This window comes from Enterobacter sp. SLBN-59 (assembly GCF_024807915.1).
Lineage (GTDB): Bacteria > Pseudomonadota > Gammaproteobacteria > Enterobacterales > Enterobacteriaceae > Enterobacter > Enterobacter asburiae_B.
Genome location: NZ_JANUFI010000002.1, coordinates 93165 through 116605, shown reverse-complemented (window position 1 = coordinate 116605; position 23441 = coordinate 93165). Strand labels below are relative to the sequence as shown.

General features: G+C 54.8%; 31 protein-coding genes and 2 pseudogenes. 4 read left to right on the top strand and 29 right to left on the bottom strand.

Features of this window, described 5'->3' with window-relative positions; all coding sequences use genetic code 11:
- Positions 1-9 precede the first annotated feature (9 nt).
- The gene (locus M2422_RS22580; protein WP_259142872.1) at positions 10-549 is read left to right on the top strand and encodes a lytic transglycosylase domain-containing protein; all 540 of its coding nucleotides are present in this window, start codon (positions 10-12) and stop codon (positions 547-549) included.
- Positions 550-577: 28 nt separating this feature from the next.
- Here the strand turns inward: M2422_RS22580 and M2422_RS22575 are convergent, their stop codons facing one another.
- The 23 genes and pseudogenes from M2422_RS22575 to parM form a co-directional block, all read right to left on the bottom strand.
- On the bottom strand, positions 578-1399 hold the full coding sequence (locus M2422_RS22575) for a DUF932 domain-containing protein (RefSeq protein ID WP_259142871.1): 822 nt from the start codon (positions 1397-1399) through the stop codon (positions 578-580).
- Positions 1400-1415: 16 nt separating this feature from the next.
- Positions 1416-1709: a hypothetical protein gene (locus M2422_RS22570; protein WP_259142870.1), complete on the bottom strand. Its 294-nt coding sequence runs from the start codon at positions 1707-1709 to the stop codon at positions 1416-1418.
- Positions 1710-2575: 866 nt separating this feature from the next.
- Positions 2576-2695 carry a type I toxin-antitoxin system Hok family toxin gene (locus tag M2422_RS22565; protein WP_223230179.1) on the bottom strand — a complete coding sequence of 40 codons (120 nt, stop codon included), beginning with the start codon at positions 2693-2695 and terminating at the stop codon, positions 2576-2578.
- Positions 2643-2792: pseudogene (locus M2422_RS22560) on the bottom strand (DUF5431 family protein); the annotation flags it as partial. The gene M2422_RS22565 and the pseudogene M2422_RS22560, both read right to left, overlap by 53 nt.
- A gap of 191 nt (positions 2793-2983) precedes the next feature.
- On the bottom strand, positions 2984-3208 hold the full coding sequence (locus tag M2422_RS22555; protein ID WP_004146150.1) for a hypothetical protein: 225 nt from the start codon (positions 3206-3208) through the stop codon (positions 2984-2986).
- Complete coding sequence (locus tag M2422_RS22550) at positions 3205-3435, bottom strand: hypothetical protein (RefSeq protein WP_032641239.1); 231 nt, start codon at positions 3433-3435, stop codon at positions 3205-3207. Before M2422_RS22550 ends, M2422_RS22555 begins: the two co-directional genes overlap by 4 nt.
- The gene (locus M2422_RS22545; RefSeq protein WP_259142868.1) at positions 3432-4163 is read right to left on the bottom strand and encodes a plasmid SOS inhibition protein A; all 732 of its coding nucleotides are present in this window, start codon (positions 4161-4163) and stop codon (positions 3432-3434) included. Before M2422_RS22545 ends, M2422_RS22550 begins: the two co-directional genes overlap by 4 nt.
- Positions 4160-4594, bottom strand: coding sequence for a conjugation system SOS inhibitor PsiB (psiB, locus tag M2422_RS22540; protein ID WP_259142867.1), 435 nt, complete (start codon positions 4592-4594; stop codon positions 4160-4162). The genes M2422_RS22545 and psiB overlap by 4 nt, the downstream gene beginning before the upstream one ends.
- A gap of 37 nt (positions 4595-4631) precedes the next feature.
- The gene (locus M2422_RS22535) at positions 4632-6638 is read right to left on the bottom strand and encodes a ParB N-terminal domain-containing protein (protein ID WP_259142866.1); all 2007 of its coding nucleotides are present in this window, start codon (positions 6636-6638) and stop codon (positions 4632-4634) included.
- Between the two features lie 67 nt (positions 6639-6705).
- Positions 6706-7071 (bottom strand): hypothetical protein, encoded by a 366-nt coding sequence (locus M2422_RS22530; RefSeq protein WP_127849891.1) that lies wholly within the window; start codon positions 7069-7071, stop codon positions 6706-6708.
- Between the two features lie 43 nt (positions 7072-7114).
- Positions 7115-7387 carry a hypothetical protein gene (locus M2422_RS22525; protein WP_023345468.1) on the bottom strand — a complete coding sequence of 91 codons (273 nt, stop codon included), beginning with the start codon at positions 7385-7387 and terminating at the stop codon, positions 7115-7117.
- 496 nt (positions 7388-7883) lie between these two features.
- Positions 7884-8057 carry a hypothetical protein gene (locus tag M2422_RS22520; protein WP_181008621.1) on the bottom strand — a complete coding sequence of 58 codons (174 nt, stop codon included), beginning with the start codon at positions 8055-8057 and terminating at the stop codon, positions 7884-7886.
- A gap of 133 nt (positions 8058-8190) precedes the next feature.
- Positions 8191-8388 (bottom strand): hypothetical protein, encoded by a 198-nt coding sequence (locus M2422_RS22515; protein ID WP_023345621.1) that lies wholly within the window; start codon positions 8386-8388, stop codon positions 8191-8193.
- A gap of 50 nt (positions 8389-8438) precedes the next feature.
- On the bottom strand, positions 8439-8849 hold the full coding sequence (locus tag M2422_RS22510) for a DUF1380 family protein (protein WP_023327697.1): 411 nt from the start codon (positions 8847-8849) through the stop codon (positions 8439-8441).
- A 42-nt stretch (positions 8850-8891) separates the two neighbouring features.
- Positions 8892-9320: an antirestriction protein gene (locus tag M2422_RS22505; protein ID WP_259142857.1), complete on the bottom strand. Its 429-nt coding sequence runs from the start codon at positions 9318-9320 to the stop codon at positions 8892-8894.
- Between the two features lie 355 nt (positions 9321-9675).
- Positions 9676-10098, bottom strand: a complete 423-nt coding sequence (locus tag M2422_RS22500; RefSeq protein WP_259142856.1) for a DUF1380 domain-containing protein — start codon at positions 10096-10098, stop codon at positions 9676-9678.
- 55 nt (positions 10099-10153) lie between these two features.
- Positions 10154-10375 (bottom strand): hypothetical protein, encoded by a 222-nt coding sequence (locus M2422_RS22495; protein ID WP_013087144.1) that lies wholly within the window; start codon positions 10373-10375, stop codon positions 10154-10156.
- Positions 10372-11064: a DNA methylase gene (locus M2422_RS22490; protein ID WP_013087143.1), complete on the bottom strand. Its 693-nt coding sequence runs from the start codon at positions 11062-11064 to the stop codon at positions 10372-10374. The genes M2422_RS22495 and M2422_RS22490 overlap by 4 nt, the downstream gene beginning before the upstream one ends.
- A 522-nt stretch (positions 11065-11586) precedes the next feature.
- On the bottom strand, positions 11587-11802 hold the full coding sequence (locus tag M2422_RS22485) for a hypothetical protein (RefSeq protein WP_259142853.1): 216 nt from the start codon (positions 11800-11802) through the stop codon (positions 11587-11589).
- Positions 11803-12417: 615 nt separating this feature from the next.
- On the bottom strand, positions 12418-12621 hold the full coding sequence (locus tag M2422_RS22480) for a hypothetical protein (RefSeq protein ID WP_013087140.1): 204 nt from the start codon (positions 12619-12621) through the stop codon (positions 12418-12420).
- 28 nt (positions 12622-12649) lie between these two features.
- A complete protein-coding gene (locus M2422_RS22475) occupies positions 12650-12913 on the bottom strand; it encodes a hypothetical protein (RefSeq protein ID WP_259142852.1) in 264 nt (87 codons plus the stop codon).
- 3 nt (positions 12914-12916) lie between these two features.
- The gene (locus M2422_RS22470; RefSeq protein WP_259142850.1) at positions 12917-13579 is read right to left on the bottom strand and encodes a plasmid partitioning/stability family protein; all 663 of its coding nucleotides are present in this window, start codon (positions 13577-13579) and stop codon (positions 12917-12919) included.
- Between the two features lie 2 nt (positions 13580-13581).
- Complete coding sequence (gene parM / locus M2422_RS22465; RefSeq protein ID WP_080336844.1) at positions 13582-14553, bottom strand: plasmid segregation protein ParM domain-containing protein; 972 nt, start codon at positions 14551-14553, stop codon at positions 13582-13584.
- 231 nt (positions 14554-14784) lie between these two features.
- Between parM and umuD the strand changes: the two genes are divergently transcribed.
- Both umuD and M2422_RS22455 read left to right on the top strand, forming a co-directional pair.
- On the top strand, positions 14785-15216 hold the full coding sequence (gene umuD, locus M2422_RS22460; RefSeq protein WP_259142848.1) for a translesion error-prone DNA polymerase V autoproteolytic subunit: 432 nt from the start codon (positions 14785-14787) through the stop codon (positions 15214-15216).
- Positions 15216-16487 (top strand): Y-family DNA polymerase, encoded by a 1272-nt coding sequence (locus tag M2422_RS22455; RefSeq protein ID WP_259142846.1) that lies wholly within the window; start codon positions 15216-15218, stop codon positions 16485-16487. Before umuD ends, M2422_RS22455 begins: the two co-directional genes overlap by 1 nt.
- A gap of 818 nt (positions 16488-17305) precedes the next feature.
- Here M2422_RS22455 and M2422_RS22450 read toward each other — a convergent pair.
- Positions 17306-18280 (bottom strand): ParB/RepB/Spo0J family plasmid partition protein, encoded by a 975-nt coding sequence (locus M2422_RS22450; protein ID WP_095450892.1) that lies wholly within the window; start codon positions 18278-18280, stop codon positions 17306-17308.
- Positions 18280-19446, bottom strand: a complete 1167-nt coding sequence (gene sopA / locus M2422_RS22445) for a plasmid-partitioning protein SopA (protein WP_045325857.1) — start codon at positions 19444-19446, stop codon at positions 18280-18282. Before sopA ends, M2422_RS22450 begins: the two co-directional genes overlap by 1 nt.
- A gap of 739 nt (positions 19447-20185) precedes the next feature.
- Between sopA and M2422_RS22440 the strand changes: the two genes are divergently transcribed.
- Entirely contained in the window at positions 20186-21196 is a 1011-nt protein-coding gene (locus M2422_RS22440) for a RepB family plasmid replication initiator protein (protein ID WP_063161595.1), read from the top strand.
- A 234-nt stretch (positions 21197-21430) separates the two neighbouring features.
- Here the strand turns inward: M2422_RS22440 and M2422_RS22435 are convergent.
- The 4 genes and pseudogenes from M2422_RS22435 to M2422_RS22420 form a co-directional block, all read right to left on the bottom strand.
- Positions 21431-21711: pseudogene (locus tag M2422_RS22435) on the bottom strand (site-specific integrase); the annotation flags it as partial.
- 175 nt (positions 21712-21886) lie between these two features.
- Positions 21887-22663: a site-specific integrase gene (locus M2422_RS22430; protein WP_259142839.1), complete on the bottom strand. Its 777-nt coding sequence runs from the start codon at positions 22661-22663 to the stop codon at positions 21887-21889.
- Position 22664: 1 nt separating this feature from the next.
- On the bottom strand, positions 22665-22799 hold the full coding sequence (locus tag M2422_RS22425; protein ID WP_255248831.1) for a hypothetical protein: 135 nt from the start codon (positions 22797-22799) through the stop codon (positions 22665-22667).
- A 42-nt stretch (positions 22800-22841) separates the two neighbouring features.
- Positions 22842-23402, bottom strand: coding sequence for a hypothetical protein (locus tag M2422_RS22420; protein WP_095450890.1), 561 nt, complete (start codon positions 23400-23402; stop codon positions 22842-22844).
- Positions 23403-23441 lie beyond the last annotated feature (39 nt).

Here is a 23441-nt window from a genome sequence, read left to right as displayed (position 1 = left end):
GGCCAAACCATGAAAATATCGTTACTGCCTGCTGCTTTGCTGACTCTTTCACTATCTGCTGGCGCAGCTCCGCAGATGTGCTTTGATCAGGCCGGGAAAGATTACCAAATTGATCCGCTGCTGCTTATGTCAATTTCGATTAAAGAGAGCCATCTGGTACCGGATGCGATAAATGGATCAAACAGGAATGGAACGGAAGATGTCTGCGGTATGCAGGTGAACAGTTCCCATTACGGTAAACTTAAAAACTTCAATATTACCCGTGAGCGCCTGTTAAATGATCCATGTATCTGCGTTTATACGGGAGCATGGGTACTGGCGCACAACTTTCGGTCATACGGAAAAAACTGGGACAGCGTGGGGATGTATAATACTGGACCGAGCAAAAAGCTCATTGTACAGCGCAAGGCCTATGCACAGGATATCAAAAATATATATCGTGTATTACTGGCCAGAAAAAAGTTACTTTCAGAACGTCTTGCGCCAGCTGCGGGAAAGGAACATGATAGTAAAATTGCAGAAACAGCATCGTCACATAGCGTGCAGTAAAAAGCCGCTCTGTTGAGCGGCTTAATTTTCAGGCCTTCAGTTTTGCAAACTCCTCAGCCATTTTCCAGAGCACCTGATTTAATTTGATGTCACCATCTATTCCGGTGACTTCCCGCGTTCTGGTCATCTTCCCTTTTTCCGTTCTGCCACGAATTCCCCCACGGATCACATTTTCCTGCACCACGTTAAACGTGGTCCATAAATCCTGGCCTCTGTCGAGCACACGGCGAGGGTTAATAATTTGCTCCGGTGTAATCGGCGCTGGTTTTCCATCGTATTTAAGTTCCAGGGCGGTAGCACCAAAAAGGCGCTGCTCAGGCAAAGTGAGCTGAATGCTTTTCATGAGGTCAATATTTTCATCAACCGCGTCAAATGTTTTCAGTACCGTGTAAGCGCCTTCAATAACCTGCCCGACAATATCCCCTTTGTGGGGTACGCGGATTTCACCAAAATCCTTCCATGCAACCAGACCATTACTGCAAACCTGACGGAACATACCGGGGATCATTTTATAGCTGCTTGAACCATCATGGCTATTCAGCAGAATAATTTCCGGTACTTCTTTTCCGTTAATCTGGTCATGACGGCGCAGGCGAAGCATATGCTTTGTAAAGTCGCGTTTATCCTGGTCACGTGTACGTGACTGAGTTGCATAATATGGCTGAAAACCTTCATCACGTAAGCGATCAAGAATGTTAATGGTCAGGATATACGTATAACGTTCAGAGCGTGAATCGTGTTTATCCGATGAGAACGCGCTCGGAACGATGCGCTGTAATTCATCATTCGTCAGCGGACGGTCTTTGCGGATCGAGGTAGGCATACGATAGCGGCTTGCGAAACTGACCATTTTTATTTACTCCTGATTATTTAGTAAGAGATGAAGAAATAACGCAGTGAAAATTATCCAGCGGCATTGCAGCTGCCACCGGGCGACCATCTACAACCCAGACAGAGATATAATCCGGGCATTCGTCATTAATTAACGTCAGCTCAGTGGCATTCTCTGGCGGCGTAAAAATTACCGGTTGTGGCTCCCCTTCCGATGCTGCCAGGACCCAGCAAAACAGATCCGTAAACTGGGACGTGGTGAGGTTTGAATCACATCTTCCGGTAGATTCTTGAGCGGCGGTTTTGATGTTGACGTTTCGTGTGTGCATCCTGGTTTTCTCCTGTGGTGATGGTTGTCCATCTCCCTGGTGAGTTCTCTCGCGGCAAAGGGCAAAGGAGCAACGGCGAAGGGCGGAAGGAAAGGGGCGGAGACTAAAGTTTTTGCGGCACGCAAAAAGTTTTGGCGGAGTGCATTTCACCCCTTGGATGACGACCCGACGGTGCTACAAGCAGCCCTCCGCGTGAGGACACACGGGGGATGGCTTCACCGGGGGAACAGGATGCACACACCCGACACGTCGGAACGGCGTGGCGCCATTAAAGCGACGGCATCAGCCGGCGCGGTGAAGGCGTTCCGGACGGCACGGCCGGAGAAGCCGCAGCCTTTGACCTTCGCCATCAGACCCTAGCGTCAGCCCGAAACCCGCAGGGATTCGGCGGAGCCCGGCGGGTGCGCAGCAGCCGCCCTGGCGGAGTGGGGCTCGACGACCGGACAGCAGCGCTGGCCGGGAGCCGAAGGGGGCCATCGCCCTGCCCTGTTTTCGGGTTATGGCCACTGAGCTGCAGCTGAGAAAGTTAACCAGCAGGACGACAGATATGACGCCCGGGATGAAGAACACAGGGAAAATCAGGCTGAAGCCAGGTACAGGCAGGTAACTCATGGCGCTCTGACTTCAGCAAAATCAGGCAGGAGAGTGGGCAAGGCGGAGGGAGCAGAGGGGCAGCGCCGAAGGCGCGTCCCCCTTCCCCCGTTCCCCGCAGGGGAACAGCCCTTCCCGGAAGTTCAGGCGTGCGGTCGCGTCAGGAAGGAAAAAGGGGCTACCGGTAAACCGGCAACCCCTTCATAAAGGCGCTTCAGGCATGTCCACACAGTCTCAGCCCCTGAATGGCGGGGGTTTCCCCCCGCCGGGGTTAGCTACTTAGCGGATTCGTAAGCCATAAAAGCTGCCACCTCCCTGTCCGTGTCCCTGTACCGGATTTCGCAGAGCGATTTCCGTGTCAGGTAAGTGAATATCAGCAGTGTGAGACACACTATTAATACGCACCAGAGCAGGGTGTTTTGCGGCAGTTTCATGGCCTTCTTCTCCTTGCCTTGCGGCATCTAAGAGGCTATCCTGATGTTGTCTAGGCATACAGGTGGCCTCGTGGGTTAATGAAAATTAACTACGGGGCTTTCTGCTTTCTGCCACACAACACGGTAACAAACCACCTTCACGTCATGAGGCAAAAAGCCTCAAGCGCCATCGCCATTATATCCCGTCGTCGATCATCTGCCCAGGAATAACAGTCTGAAAACTGTATAAATCCTCATCGTTTTTCTGCGTCATTCAGTTCCTGAAATCCCCAGAGCCTCACGAATTTCAGCGGCTCGCTGTTTGCTTCCGGCGGCCACGCCGGCGTTATAGACAAGGCTGATTATCGCCTGCACTATCTCCCAGTCATCCCGCTCCAGCCGGGCATCGAGACGATACATGATCTTCCCGCTTTCAGCATGGCGGAACACGGTTCCGGGTTCTTTTTTGTCGAACCTGCGACTGATGATGTTCAATATCCCTCCCGGTTATCCGTACCTTCTGACCATTCACGGATCTGGTCTTCGAGCGCCTCAAGGTGCCTGTCTATACTCTCAGCCAGCTGCTCGCTTTCGGTTTCCAGCCAGCCACTCAGTCCGTCCCACTCGCAACACATCTCTTTCAGCTTTGCGGACATGGTACGGAGCTTATTTCGCTGGCTGCGGGCGACCTTCAGCTCCGTTTTACAGGGGTTATTTCTCATTCTGCCCCCTGCTGATAACGCAGCTTGTTCGGTATCTGCCAGCGTTCAGCGACCCGGATGTGCTCAGGTGTTTCCCGGACAATAAACGGGATTTGGTACATGACTGAATACAGCGGGTCGCCGCTGATGCGAAGCCAGTCAAGTTCCTTCAGCGACGCGAACCGCGTCTGCCAGTTCCAGAACGGTGTGGCCAGCTCTGCCGCGTCAAACTCGTCGCTCCACCGGGTATACCAGGTGCAGACGGTTTCCGGTGACTGAAAATTCAGGTCGATTTTCGCCTGTTCCAGCAGGTTCTGGCGCAGTTTCCAGCGCTGTTCGTACTCACGGGACTGGCGGCGAAGCTGACGCGTAGTCTTAATGCCGGATCTGTGCAGCCGTCGACCCGTGCGGGTGTGCATGACTTCAGGGAATAGCTCGGCCTGAACGTCAATCGTGAGCGGCAGCGGGCAGGCTTCCCCTCCGGTGGCGATCATGGTGTTAAGCGTCTCCTCGACCTGTTTCAGGTTCGAATGGCGGTTGTTTGGCACCCAGTGCAGGCCAGGTATTTTATTGGCCACCGTGGCGTTGAGGCGACCGCTGCCCGTAAGAAGGCGCAGAAAGGTACGCACATACGGCATGGCGGGCAGTCGTGCGCCGCGTTCGCGGGCAGACTCAACATGGCTGATAGCCTGTATTGCTGCCTGACGGGCGGGCTTCAGGGAAACGAGCGCGTGTGAGGACGGGATCATGCTGTCACCTCCACATTCATCAGCTTCACCACGGTGCGGGCAGTGCAGTTAAAGCGGCGCATACCTGCCAGCTGCGCGATCAGCTGATTTATCCGGTCAGGCTGGAGCGTGTCGCTCTGGTAAAGGGTACGCACCACTTCACCGCCGGAGGAGAGCAGCACCAGAATCCAGTACGGCGAGACTTCGCCGGGGCTGCACACGCACAGATGCCAGTCATCGCTGCCGTCCGCGCTGAAGCGGCACTGGACGGGGAAGAAGCCGCCGAACTCGGTGCGGAACTCGGCGCAGACGCACCATCCTTCAGGTGTCGACAGAAGGCCGGTCACGGCATCGCTGAGGGCGCGGCGCGCGTCCTCGCCCTGCTGACGGATAAACTCCTGGTCGGATGCGGTCAGGGTGTTGATTCGGTTCAGGTCATATTGCATGGTCATGTCTGTTCCCGCCGCCCGAAGGCGGCGGCCTCCGGAATTAAGCAGCGTGGTCAGTGGTATCAGGGTCGGTTTCGGTGGCTTCTTCAGCCTCAGCGGCTGGCGCTGTGCGCACCATCCAGTCAGGCAGCCAGCCCTGAGCATTCAGATCCTGCTCGGCGGCCTTCGCCGCATCGCGGCGCTTGAGCTTCACAACTTCACCCGCACGGGCGCTGAGTCCGGCTTCTTCATAGGCTTTGCCAATCTGGGAAATCGTGAGCTTACCGAAGTAGCTCTCGGCATCCGGCTGCCACCATTTGCGCAGGTCAAAGTCCAGCGCTGCTTCCAGCCCGTCCAGTTCGCTTTTCTGCGTATGGTTGTACATACGCTCCTGAATACCGTTGATACCGTGCGCTGCACAGTATCCCAGCAGGGTGTTCACCTGCTCTGCTGACCATGACAGCAGCCAGGTGAAATCGAGATGCCAGTTTTCGGGCAGCGTTGCCTGAAGCGCCTCTTTCTGCGCTTTGAGCGCCGTCAGCGCCTTCCCTTCTTCACCGGATGGAGCCAGTGATGCAAGGTGATACTGATTCGAGGACACGGAGGCTTTCAGCGGTTCGCTGCGTTTACCGTAGCTGCGGTCAAACATACTGAGGCACAGTGTCCACGTCAGCAGCGCCACCGATACGTCGGGACGACCTGCCAGTTCGGCCTGAACGGCGAGAGTCCGTTCGGCTGACATAGCTTTTACCAGCGTTGCCGGATAGGCGTCGGCGGGAATTTCAGGCGTGGTGTGTCTGATCACATTGCTTTCACGCTCCTGACGCGCCTGTTCTTCAGCTACCCGGTCTTCGTCGGTCAGCTTGCGGATACCAGGCTGAACCTGAAAATTGCTACCGTCCCATGACACCCAGATTCCGTGCGCGGCGCGAAATTCCGGCGTGGCTTCGCGGTACTGCGCCTCGCAGTAAATGTCATCGATATCCTGCTGAAGCTCGTATTCGTCATCGTAGCTTTCAGTGGCTTCCATTTGTTCTTCCAGCTCACTGACGCGTTTCTGTTCTTCTTCCGTCAGGACAGCTTTCGGCATCGCAAAACGGTACTGTTCACCGTCCTCACCGCTGGCACGCAGTTCCGTCATACGGAACTCAGCCCAGCCCTGCTCCTGCTTAACGCGAGCGGCGAGCACGGTGAGCTTGCCAGCCAGCAGAGATTTCACCAGCGCCGCATCGGCAAAGGTGCTGTCCTTGTCGCTGAACAGGTCGGCGGTCAGCGTACCGCCAGCGGCGGTATAGGCTTCCTCACCCACATACTCAAACATCGGGTGACTGATGGCCATCTTGTCGTCGGTCACCATTTTGCGCAGAGTCTGTACAGCAGGATCGCGCCACTGTACAACAGCCTCTTTCCAGACCTGCTCCTGACGCTCATGGGTATCAGCAAGTGTCAGGACTTCACACTGTTCAAGGGAGATTTCATCCCGCGCCAGCGCATCCAGCAGGGAGGGGGCAAGATTCGCCAGCTTCAGGCAGCGCTGAACGTGGCGCGGGTGGTAGCCCATCAGTGCGCCGATCTGAGAGGCCGTTTTACCTTCCTGCTGAAGGGTACGAAAACCGATAATCTGCTCGGCGGGATGCATGTTTTTACGTCGACCGTTCTCGATCATCGAGGCCGCTACCGCCATCTCAACGGGCAGGACTTTCACCGGAACAAACGGCGTGTCCGCATCGAGCACACCGCGCATCACCAGAATGCCTGTGCCTCTGCGACGACCTTCCCCGCCGACAATGCCGATCGTACCGTCCGGCAGTTCTGCACCAATCAGGTTTTGCAGGATGCCCATTGCCTGAATGCTGTCTGCCATCTCTTCCACTTCCTGATCGGTATGCGGAATGATGCGCGTGTTTAAGTCAGTGCGTGACAGGCGGGAGTACGGGAAGATTTGCACGGGCGTATCAGCGAGCAGCTGGACGAGCTTCTGCTCGGTAGACTGCGCGATTTTTTCCGCAGATTTTGTCTGACGGGTGGTCTTGGCTGGTTTTTTTTCCGTAGAATTGGTGGCGACCATGATTTTTACCTCTCAGTGATAGTTGTGGTTAGCCGTGGCCGGATTGCCCTCCGGTCACGGCACTCGGTTAACCGGTAATGCGTTTCGGGTGTGCTGCCAGTGCTGCAAAGGACGGATAGGCATCAAGAACCTGCATCATGACTTTTGCCCCTTCCAGCATCGCTTTATCCGTTACGCTGCCGCTGTTTTCACACACGTTGATCGTTGCCACGATCCCCGATTTCACATCTGAAAAACGCTCATACATGCGGTTGCTGTACAGGACGCGTTTGCCTCCTGCCATCACCTGCCAGTTGTTGCAGTCATTAAATCGGGTGTCCACGTTGTCAAACTCGACCACGTGGGTGTCGCTGGCCTGAATGCGCAGCAGCTTCACGATTTCAGTGCTCTGCCCGACCTTACGGGTCGCCGGACGGGTGTTAAGGTTCTGCATGTTTCCTCCTTCTCTGGGTTAAGGCCGGACATCCGGCCTCCGGTTAAAGCTGCACGTATTGCAGATTGCGTTTCAGTTCCAAAAGAAAATCCGGGTCAAATGACCAGGCGCGCCAGTTAAGCGTTCCGTAGGTTCTGATCTCCACCTGAACGTCTCCGTATCGGGACACATCGGACAGGGTGACGGTGACACCATCTTTCAGCGAAGTGGCCTGAGCCACCCACTCCCGTGCGACAGAAACAGGGTTTTGTTCTTCCCCTATCTTCCTGGAAGATTCTTGAGCGGCGGTTTTGACGTTGACGTTTCGTGTGTGCATCCTGGTTTTCTCCTGTGGTGATGGTTGTCCATCTCCCTGGTGAGTTCTCTCGCGGCAAAGGGCAAAGGAGCAACGGCGAAGGGCGGAAGGAAAGGGGCGGAGACTAAAGTTTTTGCGGCACGCAAAAAGTTTTGGCGGAGTGCATTTCACCCCTTGGATGACGACCCGACGGTGCTACAAGCAGCCCTCCGCGTGAGGACACACGGGGGATGGCTTCACCGGGGGAACAGGATGCACACACCCGACACGTCGGAACGGCGTGGCGCCATTAAAGCGACGGCATCAGCCGGCGCGGTGAAGGCGTTCCGGACGGCACGGCCGGAGAAGCCGCAGCCTTTGACCTTCGCCATCAGACCCTAGCGTCAGCCCGAAACCCGCAGGGATTCGGCGGAGCCCGGCGGGTGCGCAGCAGCCGCCCTGGCGGAGTGGGGCTCGACGACCGGACAGCAGCGCTGGCCGGGAGCCGAAGGGGGCCAGAAGTAGGATTCAGGTGCTTTCAGAGGATTTGCTGATCGGGTTTCAGAGCCGGCAACTGCACCACGCCACGCCACGCCACGCCACGCCACGCCACGCCACGCCACGCCACGCCACGCCACGCCACGCCACGCCACGCCACGCCACGCCACGCAGGACCGTATCCGTGACAATTTGCCCTCACAATGCCTTTCATCTGCATCTCTCCGGGCTTACATCTGGGCGGTAGGGGGCAGCGCCGCAGGCGCTGGTCTTGCCGTACGTCAGCCCGAAGGGATGACAGGGTTTTCGCGCGCGAACAGGCGGCGCCTATGCCCCGCCCGGATTATTTACTTTCCATCCCCCTGACCGCCCTGGAGAATGAAGTGGCCGCAAAGATAGACGGCGCACTGGCGGGTAGCCGATTCGCAGATCTCATCCAGCACTTTCGCTGTGGTTACGGGGCTGAGTCCTGATTCGCGACGTCGCTCGTTGATGAGCGTTTTATACTGGCGCAGGATGCTGCGGGTTTCCGGTGACAGTTGCATGGTGTTCTCCTTTTGTTCTGTTTCCGGAGGCAATGCCTCCGGCTTTTCTGTCAGGCATCGAGCGCCTCGCGCAGGCGCATCATGACGTCGTTTTCTTCTTTCAGGGTTTCTTCAGCTGATCCGCCGCCATCCTCCGCGCATACTGCGATACGTTGCATCTCCCGTCCTGCAAGCTGCATGACTAAGGCCAGCGATTTCGCGGGAATAGTCACGGTTCGCTTCTCGCGTCGCTCATCGAGCATGGTTTCGACAATCGCCCGTATCTGGCCGATATCCGCGCCACTTTCAAGGCATGAACTTAGCCGACGCAGGACTTCATCCAGTTCCTCATCGGTTAAATCCCAGTCAAGGCAGACGCAACGAATGTCATTTCGATTCCAGCAGGCGAAAACGTATTTCTCGCCATCGAGGTCGGAATGTCTGAACATTTCAAGGGCAATTTCTCTTGCTGTACCAATCATGTTTTTCTCCTTTTATCGGGCGGCATCGCCGCCCGTGGTCAGTCAGTCAAGGGCACGCCAGATGGTGGCGCTTTCCGGATGGGTGTCAGCAAATGCCATAAGCTGCTCATAGCGACGGCAGAAGTGGCGGCACAGCTCTTCATGGTCATGGTTGCTGTGGTGCCAGCTCCGGTGATTCAGTACCAGCGCCGTGAGAATGATCCCCGCCACTTCCCCGCTGACAGTCTGCTCAAACCAGTTGTCCGGATTGCACAGGGTCAGGCTCTCCACGTCAGGCGCCATATATCCGCCACCTTCCGGCAGCCGGTAAAACTGCCAGAATCCCCCCTGATACTCAGGGCAGTAACGCTGGGCATAGGCGTACGCGGATGCCTCGGACGTCATAAAATCGCCGCCAAACAAATCAGGCAGGAAAGTCAGGCGCTGCGCACCCTCAAGACGAACAGCATCACAGGTCACGGTCTGGTTCATAGATCCTCCACGGTTAACATATTCTCGGTTCCGGCATCGCCGTGACGACACGACAGACCGGCGAAAAGCGGAGGACACAGGGGCGACGCCGCAAGCCGCAGCGCAAAGCCTTCACGGGCTGAATGCACCGTGAAGGGTGCGAACGGGTGAGGACGGAGGCGTCAGCGAACCCTTGTGGCCGATGCGGCCGGGCTACAGTGAAGTCACGGCGCATGCCGTCACCGCACGGAGCTTCAGGGGAGTTTCATTGTCCCGACGTTGCCCGGAGGGCAGCGGCGGATAGAAGCGGAAGGCACTGACATCCTTATTCGCAGTGGATGGCCACCGGTTGCCGGGGCGTTACCCCGGCGTTCTCTCAGGCGGCCAGCGCGTCCTGTAGGGCGCGAACGTTATTCAGCTCATCCCTGACAGATTCAGGCTCCTGCCGCCCGGCTTCCCAGGCCATACCGATCCGGTTTTCCAGCTCGCATTCATAGTTACGCAGGACGCGGGACAGGAGTACCGCCGGAACACTCACCTGACGGTTTGCCGCTTCGCGCTGACGGGCCAGGAGATCGCTGACAGTCTGATTATTTACCCCCTCCTGACGGTATTGCGTCATTTTCATTTCGCCGATCGCCTTCATCAGATTCCGGATTTCAGTCCCGTCCGGTTCTGGCCGGGCTTCACGGCAGGCCACGCTAATCCCCTCTTCCGTCCAGACCAGCAGGACCAGGGGTTCGTCAAAGGTGAACATGTTTTCAAGCTGTACACAAAGTTCTTCGCGGGTTCCGTACATCGTTTTTTCTCTCTTGTAAGGGGTTACATGCCGGGCATCAGCCCGGCAGGGTCAGTCAGTCCTGAAAGGTTTCGTCCAGCACCAGGGCTTCGCGGTAGGCTTCAAGAAGCAGGGTGTTGATCCGGCGCAGGGTCTGCGCTGCCATACGTTCGGTAAGCGTTGCCGCGTCGTGCCGGTGCTGCGATTCGAGGCGGTTCAGCAGCATCCGCACGTCACACATGGCATTGCTGAGCGCGGCCACGTCCGCGCGCAGGTGTTCAAGGCCCGGGTAGTTCATGCCGCCTCCGGCCAGTCAGGGTAAAACGCGCCGTCATTGGCCGCCGGCATCCTTCTCGCCCGTTCAACCTGTGCCAGACGTCGGACGCCGGCGGCGTGGTACTGCTCAAGCATCTCGATCCCGATATAGCGGCGGCTGGCTTCGGCGGCGGCCACGCAGGTGGAGCCGCTGCCGGCGAACGGGTCAAGGACTATGGCCCCCGGGCGCGTGAGCGATTCAATCAGCGGCCGCAGACTCTGCACCGGCTTCTCCGTCGGGTGATGTCGGTTGCCCGTGTATTTCCAGGGGATCACGTCCGGGATGGGACGGTCCGGGGTTTGCGGCCTTCCCTTCGCCAGCAGGTAGGCGCTCTCATGGGTGTAACCCACGAACGTCGATTTTGAGGCGTAGCTCTTGGCAAAGACGATATGGCCAACCACCCGGAAACCGGCCGTTTTCCACGCATTCAGAAACAGATCCGCGCGGTTCCAGGCATAGAAACTCACCATCAGGCTGTCATTTTTCAGCACGCGGTACATTTCATGACAGGCGGGCTGGAGCCATTCGGCAGAGTTGTCCCCGGCCAGGGTGCGGCCGGTACGGTCCTTATAGCCAACCAGGTACGGTGGATCGGTAAGAATAAAATCGACGGCACGCGCCGGAAAACGGGACATCACCTGCACGCAGTCACCCAGAATAAAACGGGACATAGACACACTCCTCTCTGATATGCGGCACCCTGTTGCGCCGTGCCGCCACAAAAACCCGGCGAAAAGCGGAGGGCGCAGGGGCGACGCCGCAAGCCGCAGCGCAAGCCTTTCACGGGCTGAATGCACCGTGAAAGGTGCGAACGGGTGAGGACGGAGACAACGTGAACCCTTGCGACCACAGCGGCCGGGTTAGCGTGAAGGCACGGCGTTGAACACGCCGCCGGCAGGCGGCAATAAGGCGGAGGGAACCGACATCCTTCGGTACCGGTTCTGGTAGCTGATGAGTACGTGAGTGTATGGCAGAATGCACACTGATAATGGATTCGCGCCGTTATCTGACATGTGTGCCTTTGATTTCAGGACGTCCCCGACCGGAGACGTTTTTTTTTTGAGTCGGATATATGGCAGGTGAAAGTGCGAAGTGATTATGTGATTATCAGCGCCGAAAACATCTTAAGGGTTTTCACCTGTAACGAATTGCATGGCTTCAGGACACCCCCTCCCCGGATGGTGTCCTTTTTTTCAGCGCCCCTTCACGTGGTCGATAGCGAACTGCAGCGTGTCCCAGTTAAAACCGATGCCTGCATCGTGGCGGTGGTCGCAGATACGCATGGCTTCTGCAATTTCCTCCTCCGACAGACTGCCATCGAGCGACAGAAAATCATCTTCCAGCCAGAACGTCCCCATACACAGTGCATCCGGTGGGTACTGCTTCAGCCTGGCGATGAGCCCTGCCACCGTCACATCATCACGACATGCAGGACGCGATCGGCGATGTCATTCCAGCACCAGTCATCGCACTCCGGTACGGGTTCCAGCAGGGTCTGTAATTCCACGCCCGGCAGCAGGGAGAGCAGCTCCAGAACCTCCCCCAGAGAAAGTCGCTCTCCGCTGGCATCTTCACTCCTCAGGTAATGGTGATTGATTTAGACGGCAAACTCGCCGTTATCGAGTTCAATACAGGTCAGTCTGAACATGTTGTGTCCTCAGCATCCGGCACTCTCTTGCGCCGTGCCGCCACAAAAACACGGCGTAAAGCGGAGGACGCCAGGGCGACGCCGAAGCCGCAGCGCAAGCCCTTCACGGGCTGAATGCACCGTGCAGGGCGCGAACGGGTGAGGACGGAGACAACGTGAACCCTTGCGACCGCAGCGGCCGGGTTAGCGTGAAGGCACGGCGGGTAATTTTTTACGGGAGATATAAAGCGGAGGAAAAATTTCACATTAAATTAAAATGTGATTTACATCACAAAATAATACATTATAATCGCCGAAAAATTAAGCGTTTAGTTTTGACGGCAGGGATGAGATGTCACCCTGCCGTTTTTTTCTGAAGTGTACGACGAGACCGGATTTAACGCGCAGGAGCTGCACCAATACGTCTCAGCGCATCCTCTACTTCACGCAGCCCAAAAATATCTTCCGGCGGCTGCTCTTTTCCGGACAGGCTACATACCGTGAAGACGGCATTTGATGCGGATAATCTCTCGCGGAACAACGCCTGCAGTGCCACAACGACCAGCGTACGTTCGTCTCCAGTCAGTTCTTCAAGCTGCATACTGTTTCCTTCCGGTTAATGTTCATATTCATCCCCGCCCCTCTGGTTTTTTCTCGTCAAACGCCAGGAGAACCCCGAGGCCGATCAGTGAGGCATAGCAGACCTGCATCGCGATTGTCACCGGTAGTGAGATGTTATCAACCAGAACGCCAGGAACCACGACGGCCACGCCTGCCAGTATCATTCCCCTGCCGGTCTTTTTGACCCGTTCCGGCCACTGAGATTCAGGCACGTTCCGGGCGCGCAGAAAGTTATGAATGTACTGCTCTGCCTTCTGTTTAATCACTGACATGTTTTAGTCTCCGAATGCCCGTCGCATATTTTTCTTTATGCTGGTCGCTTCAGCGGATACCGGTGCGGCAGGCTCCGCTGGTTTCTCCGGCACTGCAGCCATACTCACGTCAGCCGTACCAGCCATCTGCTGAACCAGAACCTGCAATTCGCTGACCGTGCCGGGCGGTACCGGCATGCTGGCCAGCAGACGCGGCAGCTCCGGTGCGGTCGTATGCAGGGCCAGACCGGTGATAATCAGGTTTCTCAGCAGCTCTCCGCGCAGGCGGGATGACACGCCCGTCAGCACACGCTCAACCCGTTCACTGCTCCGGTCATCCTGAAGCGTCAGGGTGTAACGCCGGCGCTGGTATTCCGTCTCCGGTGACATGGCCAGAGCCGCCACGCCACCGTCAGGCTCATCAGGAAGCCCTGAGAGTGAAGACCAGGTGCCGGATACCAGCGCCATCACGGCACAAAGCCGGATGGCGCTCAGATGTCCGTCAAAGAACACCGGGATCAGCGCCGGTAAACGGACATCCGTCTGGTACATCACCGCCCCGGCGGTGGCGGCGGTCCGGATGAAGTCACCGCGCAGGGGCTGTGAGATGGTGCTGATGGTCGCCATCGCCGCGATGTCGGTGCGATCGTCGCTGTGCAGATAGAAAGAATACTGGCCGTCCGGCACGTTTAGTCCTCTTTATTGTAAAGGGCAATCTCTCTGGCCAGCGCCAGCTGCGGATCGCCGATAACCTCGATACGGTCAGGAGCCAGAGGCCAGGCCTGACGGATAGCCTCTTCAATGAGGGATGCCCCTCCCCCGACCAGGAATACCCGGTTAACGTTCCTGAAGGCCGTCAGCTCACTGGTGACACGCGCCCCCAGGGAAGTGATTGCCTCTGTAATTTTGTTCAGAACATCGTCAATTTTTCCGGCATCGTTGATCACTCGCTGCAGATACTGACGATCATTGCGGTTGCGGATGACCGTGTCAGCAATAAGCGCGCTGGTTTCGCTGTCTGCAGCCCGCAGCGCGCCTGCAGCTGCGCGGGTGACCTGTGACACGCCGACAGACGGATTGCCGTGTACCGCACTGATATCATCAAACTGTCCGACAATCACGCCGGCATCGAGCGTGGTTCCGCCGAGATCGATAATCAGGGTGGTCTCAGCGGGTCCGGGCTTCAGCTCCGCGAGACGGGAGAACGCCGCCGGCAGTGATTCCGGCATCACCTTCACGTCCGTTACGGTAAATGCCCTGCCCTTATTCAGAACCAGCTCACGCATCAGGTTTTCTCGTTTGCGTCGGATGTTCTCCTCGTTCCGCTGGCAGTCCCCGTCATAATACTCGCTCAGGGGCAGCGTCACGGTCAGGCTCACCGGCTGCGGCTCAAGTCCGCTGTTCAGCAGGGCATGATGCACGGCCAGCAGGTTGAGATCACCGTACTGGTATTCCACGTTTGTTGTCGGGATGGCATCCCGGCTGACGCTGTCCCAGGTGTATTTCAGCGTGCCCACCTGATAGTTGAACGTTGCGGCACTGAATTCCGCCACTTTCCAGCCATGCCGGAAGGAGTTAGCTGAAACCCGGGTCTGCAGCTCGTTTCCTTCAAACCATGCCAGCTTAACATTAGTTGAACCATCATCGCAGTAAATATTCATCATTATGCTCCGTCAATCAAACTCAATTTGATACATATTATAAGAGCAAAATGACAAAATAAAAGCCATATTTCTCATTATGAGTAATTTAAATATCCCAGAATGATATTAAATAGCATTTTGAGTAACTTAGGTTACTCACCCTGTTCATGAAGCAGGTGATCTGGATTATCCTCACGCTGTTAAATATACTGTATGCATAACCAGTATATTTAGACGTCAGGAGGAAAGATGAAACTGCAGCTTTTCAGCACCGGGAAAGAATTCCCGCCACAGGCCCGTCCGTTGTTTGCAGACCTGGCCAGCTGCGGTTTTCCCAGCCCTGCAGCTGACTATGTCGAGTCCGACCTGGATCTGCATGATTACTGCATACGGCATCCGAGCGCGACTTACTATCTGCGTGCCAGCGGTGACAGTATGTCCGACGGCAGCCTTTACAATGGTGATCTGCTGGTTGTGGACAGTGCAGAGAAGCCCCGGCACGGCGATATTGTTGTGGCCAGCGTGCAGGGGGAGTTTATGGTTAAACGGCTCCTGCTGACGCCACGACTGACGCTGCAGCCCATGAACGCCGCCTGGTCGCCGATTTATCCCGACCCGGACGATCTGGATATCTTTGGCGTCGTCACGCACATCATCCACCGCCCGAGGGAGATGTACTGATGTTTGCCCTGGCCGATGTGAACAGCTTTTATGCCAGCTGCGAACGTGTTTTCCGCCCGGATTTGAAAGGAAAGCCGGTTGTGGTGCTCAGTAATAACGATGGCTGCGTCATCGCAAGAAGTGCCGAGGCAAAGCCCTGGATCAAAATGGGCACGCCGTGGTTTCAGATGAAAAACGAAACGTACCCGGAAAAAATATACGCGTTCTCAAGCAACTATGAACTTTATGCCTCGATGTCAGCGCGCGTGATGAGCTGCCTGGAGGAGCTGGCCCCAAGGGTGGAACAGTATTCGATTGACGAGATGTTCCTCGACCTGACCGGCGTTGAGCACTGCATGGACCTGGAGGACTTCGGCCGGCAGCTGCGTCAGCACGTGTATGACTGTACCCGTCTGACCATCGGCGTGGGTGCCGGGCCGACGAAAACTCTGGCAAAATCAGCCCAGTGGGCCTCAAAGGAGTGGAAACAGTTTCGTGGCGTGCTCGCCCTGACCCGGGGGAATCCTCAGCGAACGCGGAAACTGCTTTCACTGCAGCCGGTCGAAGAGATCTGGGGCGTGGGAAACCGTATTGCACGCAAGCTCAATGTCCTTGGCATCAGGACCGCGCTCGATCTGGCCCTGACGAACCCGGCCTTTATCCGGAAAAATTTCTCCGTCGTTCTCGAGCGAACAGTACGCGAACTGAACGGAGAAAGCTGCATGTCACTTGAGGAAGCCCCACCAACGAAACAGCAGATTGTCTGCAGCCGCAGTTTTGGAGAGAAAATCACGGAGTACGATTCGCTCCGCCAGGCTGTCTGTCAGTACGCAGAACTGGCCTCCGAAAAGCTGCGGAAAGAGCGCCAGTATTGCCGACATATTTCCGTTTTCATCAAAACGTCTCCGTTCGCCGTTAAAGAGCCTTACTACGGCAACGTGGCCACGGAGAAACTGCTTACCCCTACTCAGGACACCCGGGACATTATTGCAGCCGCCACAACGGCTCTGGAGCGTATCTGGAAGGACGGGCACCGGTATGCCAAAGCCGGTGTGATGCTGAATGACTTCACCGCCTCCGGCGTTTCGCAGCTGCAGCTGTTCGACGAACGTCCGCCACGTCCTCACAGCGCCGAGCTGATGAAGGTTCTCGATGGCATTAATCATTCCGGGCTGGGACAGGTCTGGTTTGCCGGACGAGGGATAGCGCCATCATGGCAAATGAAACGCAATATGCTCTCCCCTGCGTACACCACCCGCTGGAAAGATATTCCCGTTGCGAGGATCAGATAAATTCTGATTTTCAGAGAGAGCCAGTAGTGCTCGCCGCAGCCGAACGACAGGGCGAAGCCCGCGAGTGAACGAGGAAGCACCAGGGGAACAAAACAAACATAATCTTCTTACGCACCGAATACAGGAATCACTGTAACAATCTCAAAATCGGTAATGTGATAGAAACTACTGAACAGAGTGGGACCATGGTCCCAATTAAATCCGGCGTGTGGAATCGATATTCCCGGTGGGGTTTGACGGGTGAGTTCTGACACGCAAGCAGGAGGTGGGACCGTGGTCCCAGTTAAATCCGATGTGTGGAATCGACATTCCGGGCGGGGTTGACGCATGAGTTCTGACACGCAAGCAGGAGGTGGGACCGTGGTCCCAGTTAAATCCGATGTGTGGAATCGACATTCCGGGCGGGGTTGACGGGTGAGTTCTGACACGCAAGCAGGAGGTGGGACCGCGGTCCCAGTTAAATCCGATGTGTGGAATCGACATTCCGGGCGGGGTTGACGGGTGAGTTCTGACACGCAAGCAGGAGGTGGGACCGCGGTCCCAGTTAAATTCGATGTGTGAAATCAGTATTCCGGGATGGGGTTACCGTCTGAGTTCTGATATGCAGGTTGAGGGGTGAACCATGGAACAAGTTAAGAAAAAGTAGCAGGAACTAGATCTTAGATTGTGGTAACAATCAGGTTGGGAGAAGAAATCAGACCTTTTTTAACAACACAGGGCAATAGTGCAGAGAATAGCTGCTCCGGATGTATATATTCCGAAGCAGCATGTAACGCATTAAGGATATTGGAAATTAATGATAACGCTCGCTTGTATCATTAAACAGGCAGAACTTTCTGTAAGTCGCGCAATATGCTTTCTATCTTCTCGATACACCCGGCAGGCAAACGAGATTTATCGAGATTAAAAATCACCTTATCGCCTTTGTATAGGGCTGTAGCACCAGGTACAAATTGATGGCGGGTATTAAGGTTAACTTTTTTACCTGATGGCTCTTTCAAAATATCCGTCAGTAAGCCAATAACTTCCTCGGATTCAAAGATTACTCCCGCTTTCTTTTGCTCATGAAGCTGTTGTGTCCGTTGCAACAATAAAGCTTCTTTTCCCGAAAATGCTTTGTACAACGCCTCCCCAGAGCGGGCGGAAAGTTCACCAGGGTGAGTAAACAGGGCAACCACTGATTTTGGCAAATGGGACGTGTTGATGCAACGCGTGATGATTTTACGGGAAATATTCTCGGCTTCTGCCAGGGCGGAGACATTGCCGCTAAATTCATTTTCCAGCCGTAGTGAATAGCGCTTGCCCCGTTCATAAGCACTGACTGGGCGGTAATCATTACCTAACCTAGATAACGACATCATCTGTTCGTCATCGAGATCGCCCACGAGAACGCGATAATCCGATGATGTCATTATGGCAGCTTTACGGCGACGACTGCCATCTGCAATCTCAATTACACCTTCTACCCGTCGTCCGAACGCAGGCGTCTGCTGACCACTCAGGAGAAAAGAGGGGATCAGATCATCAAGCGCGTCTTCGGTCAGTAGTTCCTGGTCACGTTCATTACCTGACCAGACTCTTGATGCCGTTTCAACACTCTCGCCCGGGATGGCTTCTAGAACAAATTTCACTTCCCGGCCACAAACCGGAAGCAGAATGGTATTCCCGCGGGCCATAGCTCCCACCCGTGCAATTAATGAATCAACCATCGGTGCAGCGGGTGCCGCTGACGGTTCAGTTTCGGGGCGGATATCTTTTACGGTATGTTTTGGAATGACTGGTGCACGTTTCATTATCTGATCTCCCAGCGAGGTTTAATCAGACGATCAAAAATTTCATTACAGACAGGCTCCCAGATAGACAGCGCATTTCGCCAGGCTCCTGTAGATGAGCGCTGATCGATAGCCTGCTCAAACACCGTTCGCATACGGATCTGACCTTTACCGACTTCGTCGGTCTCGCGAACAACGTTTTTCAGTACCATGCTTCCCCAGGCATCGCGGATCTGTTCTTCCATCCAGGGTGACTGTGAGCCATTGTTATTGCTGTACTTGGTCAGAAGAATTCTGACGTCAGGTTCAAAACCCTGCAGGTCCACGTTTTTTAACAGATCGCGCAGCATGTCAAAAAACTGAAGGGCAGAGGTGTAATCAAATAACTCTGCTGGCGTTGGCACGATGAGTACATCAGCAGCACAGACTACATTGATGGTACCAATACCGAGGTTCGGTGCACTGTCGATAACAATGACATCATAATCATGAGCCACCGTTTCGATGGCCAGACGAAGCATCATATGAGGTTCTGTCGGCAGTTTCCCGTTGTCAAACCTTCCCATGAGCTCTGTCTCAATGCGATGCAGGGCCAAGCATGACGGAATGATGTCGAGACCCGGCCAGCAGGTAGGTTTGACAGCATAGGCTGCATCATCGCGCTCACCAAGATAAAATGGTAGCAGTGTGTCTTCGGCATGGATATGCAAATCAGGGACCCAACCGTGGTACATGGAGGCTGTGCCCTGTGGATCGTTCCCTTCGACAAGCAGTACCCGCAGCCCTTTCAGCGCCAGATCCTGTGCCAGGTGGACAGATACCGATGTCTTATAGACGCCCCCTTTATGTGCTGCCACTGCGATGACGGGCGGAACGCTGTCATCAGGACGGCGCAGACGGGTGCCAAATACATCCCGCATATGGTTAATTTGTTCAATGGTGTAGCCCACCCGCTGCTCCACACGTCCACGCATTTCCATATCAGGATGGGGAAGGCGTCCTGCTTTTTCTGCATCACGGATTGCCTGAGAAGAAACGCCAATCAGATCGGCGGCTTCACCCACACGCCAGCGACGGGTAATTTTCCTGGCTTCCGGGCTATCATCGTTAAACTGTGCAATCGCGATAGCTTTCGTCATTTCATGACCGGCCGTAATGCACTGGTCAAGAGTTTCCATCAGTCCCATTCTCAGTTCCTTGTTATCATCTTTGCATTAATCTATTAAATCTTGGTGAAAGGCGCAAAGCAACATTAAAATTGCAAACCATCTTAAAAATTGCAAAGCTGATCAAAATGTAGCCGCATTCAGTTTAGCATCCGCCTGAAGATTGCCGCATGCTTCAGTCAATATCATCCGCTCGCCGCAGAAGGCGTGCGCACGCAGGCGCATGCGTCGAGGAAGCGGAATTACTGCATACTAACAGGGTATGGCTGACGTTCTGAAGCTAACGAAGATTCACCGGATGGATCTGAATGGTGAGGAATTGACTACAGTATGCAGATTATTGACTGCGGTATGAAGCAGAACAGGAATAGAGAAGGGTAATGAAATGTATTTTTCTGCATATCACAGTCAAGATTATTGCCTTTCAGTGTGTTGTATTACCTGGTTGTTGTACCAAGATTCATATCGTGTCATGTCAGTCGTCAATATGTACGGGGTGCTGGCAGTTATTCCATATTTCGATCCAGTAATTGATCCTTAAGGAGATCATGGTGAGATCAAAAAGAGATCCCCGGATCGTGCAGCGCCCCGCTACGCCTGAGCCCGGAGACTGTCTTCATTAACTGTGGTGTGTGGTATGTTGACTGTTGTGTGCAGGATCACCTATTGCGGTATGCAATTGTATTAACTGGGGTATGTATTTCCGTTGACTGTGATATGCGTATATACTTTCCTTTGTGGATAACCGCGGGTTAATAAAATGGCTATGGAAAATAATGAGTTACCCCTGAATCTTCAGGAGGTCAACAAGACAACGGGCGAAGTTGTTAAGCTGGATGTCAACAGCGCCAGTACTGTTCAGCCTGTTGCACTCATGAGGCTTGGTCTGTTCGTTCCTACACTGAAATCGACCTCCAGGAGTAAGACGAACCGCAAAAACGTCACGGATGCGACTGAGGAGCTCGTACAGCTGTCTATTGCCCGGAGTGAAGGGTATACCGATGTCAGGATCACCGGATCGCGCCTCGATATGGATACGGACTTCAAAGTCTGGCTTGGGATCATCCGTTCAATGTATGATTTTGGCGTCAAGGATGACACGCTCAAGCTGTCTTTTGTTGAGTTCGTTAAAATGTGTGGCTTTGACTCCCGGCGCTCTAACAAGAAAATGCGCGACAGGATCAGCAACTCCCTGTTCAAGCTGGCATCCGTAACCCTCAAGTTTCAGAGTGAAACGAAAGGGTGGACTACGCACCTAGTTCAGTCTGCCTATTACGACATCACTGCTGATGTCGTGGAGATCAGGGCAGAGCCCAAGCTATTTGAGCTTTATCAGATGGATAGACGAGTCCTGTTGCGTCTGAAGGCCATCGATGCCCTGCAGCGCAAGGAGTCCGCACAGGCACTCTATACCTACATCGAAAGCCTGCCGCAGAATCCGGCCCCAATCTCCATGAAGCGTATGCGAGACAGACTCAACCTGACGTCTAACATCTACACGCAGAACCACACGGTGCGCAAAGCTATGGCGCAGTTGAAGGATATCGGCTATCTGGATTACACCGAATTCAAACGCGGCCGGGCCACCTACTTCAGCGTTCATTACCGTAATCCGAAACTCATCAGTAGCAAGGTCGTTGTTCCCCGTGAGCCGGAAGAAGAAGTTCCTGAGCAGAACTATGACGAAGTGATTAAAGCCTTGAAGGCTGCAGGTATTGATCCTCAGAAACTGGCAAAAGCGCTCGGCAGCGTGAAACCGGAAAATGACTGAGGTATGCCGTTTTAGGGTTTGTTGACTGTGGTATGCGTTCTGCATACCACAGTCAATTTATACTGATTCATCATCTCATTTATGTTTTGCCTGCCTTGACTGCGATATGCGGATACGCCTACCGGGGTATTGATATTGACTGCGGTGTGTGAAAGAGCGGGCAGTCTGATGAACATCTTCACTGCGATATGTGTCCCTTCATCACTCAGTCAATATTGTGCGTCAGGCCGGATGCCTTGAGCCCAGTACTTTCACAAAGGGTCTTAACCCGTCGAGATCAAAGGATTCCGGGGTCAGCGTCCGGAATTCACCGATCCGCACACCAGTGTTCCAGAAAGTGGAGAACAGCATGTAATGGCGCAGATCCGGCATATAGAAGAGCAGGGCTTTTACTTCGGAGGAGAGGAGGTACGCCGGGTGTCGCCGGTAAAGGTGGCCATCCTTCTGAGTGCGACCGCGGTCGCAAAGTTGGCCCCATGGGTTCTCGGCAACAGTGAAATGCGTTCTGGTGAAATGGGGTAATGCCAGGATGAACAGGATCGGAACGAAAAGGTAAATAATGAAGAAGAGGTAAAGTGCGCTACGTGAATTCCGGCCTAGTACCCTGCCAGTTTTCATGTAACGCAAGATTAATTTATTATTGAATAAGTGGGTTTCGTTACAACTGTCTGTAAATATAGAAAAATAAAGTTATCTGATTTTCAGCATTGCAACAGCATCAGCCCCTGCCATTGAAAATTGCACACGATGCCTTGCAGTAACATCGAGCGCAAATACCTTCGTATAGACTTCCGTCGAGCTGATCGACTTGTGTCCCATCAGGCTCTGCAGCACCTTCAGCGGAATTCCGGCATACAGCATGTGCATGGCGTAGGAGTGGCGGAACGTGTGTGGCGTTACCGGTACCGAAAACGTCACCCTGTCGGCGACTGCCGCTTCAACAGCTTCATTTATCCAGGTCCTCACCGTTCTGTCTGTGATTTCCCAGATGCGTGCCTTCTCGGTTCTGCCGGTGCGCTTATTCCGGCGTTCCTGCGGTATTTTCAGCGTGGCCACCATCATCTCCAGCTGGCTGACGTACTGGGGATCGGACAGAGGGACGAGTCGGTGAGGCTGATTTCCAGCGGGTGTCCGGCCTGCAGTTCTGGCCACTTTCTCCGTGCGCTGCTTGAGGGTTGCCAGCTGCACGAACGGGTAGGGCGGTGCCAGCGAAAAATCTCCCCTTGTCAGCGCCAGCGCTTCGTTAATACGGGCGCCGGTGTTCCACAGGGTGGCCAGCAGCATCTTGCGGTGAAGATCGGGCACGTAGTGGAGCAGGGCGCTCACTTCCGGCGCCAGCAGGTATTTCGGCAGTTCGTCCTGAACGAGTGCCATCTGGCGCAGTGCCAGCGCGGCCGGATAATCGATGGCCACCGGCAGCTGAGCAGAGGAAAAGGCCCCGGTCTGGCCTGGCATTGCTGGCATCATGTTATGTCACCATGGTCAGGTAAATACTTCGCGAGCAGATACTCCAGTTCGGTGCCGATTGCTGGCACAGATTGGTATCCTGTTCAGCCGTGGTGGTGACAAACGTCCCCGTATCAAACTGAAACGAATTTTCCATTCCTGATGTTCCTGTGTTGCTGGAAAAATGTGCCGTGCTGCGCTACTGCCATACCGGATGCTTTGCACAGGTCATCACATCCCGGATAGACTGTGGTCCTGTCACCGGTGTGACCGCCCCGTTCTGCTGATCCACTTTCCAGGTGCGCACATAGCATTGTCTGCCGTCGGGAGTGAGCTGGCTGCGCACCTCGTAGAGCACGCCTTTTTCCGGTTTAAACCACGGCGTCATCACGGAGCAAATCTGATGATCTGTGGTGAAAATGGCCGGACGGAGCTGAATATAATGGCCGGCCGGCAGTGTGACCTCCATGTAATCCAGGGGCGCGTTATCTTCCGGCACGTCGGCCTTTTTGTAACCCCGGTCTGACGCCTTTGATGGGTTCCGTTCCGGATGGTCAGGATCGCGGAGGCTGCCCAGGAAAAAGGCCTGCTCGCAGCTGTCGACGCGATACACCGTCGTGCTGTCGGTAAATCCACGCACCCTGAGTTTTGCGGTGTTTTCACCTGCAGATGGCTCCTGATAAAGATGAGCCGGTTGCGGTTTCGGCAGACAGCCGCTTAGCAGTACGGCGACGACAACCATCCCGGTACGTTTAATCATAATCTTTTCCCTTACGTTAAATTATACTTCCAGCGAAAT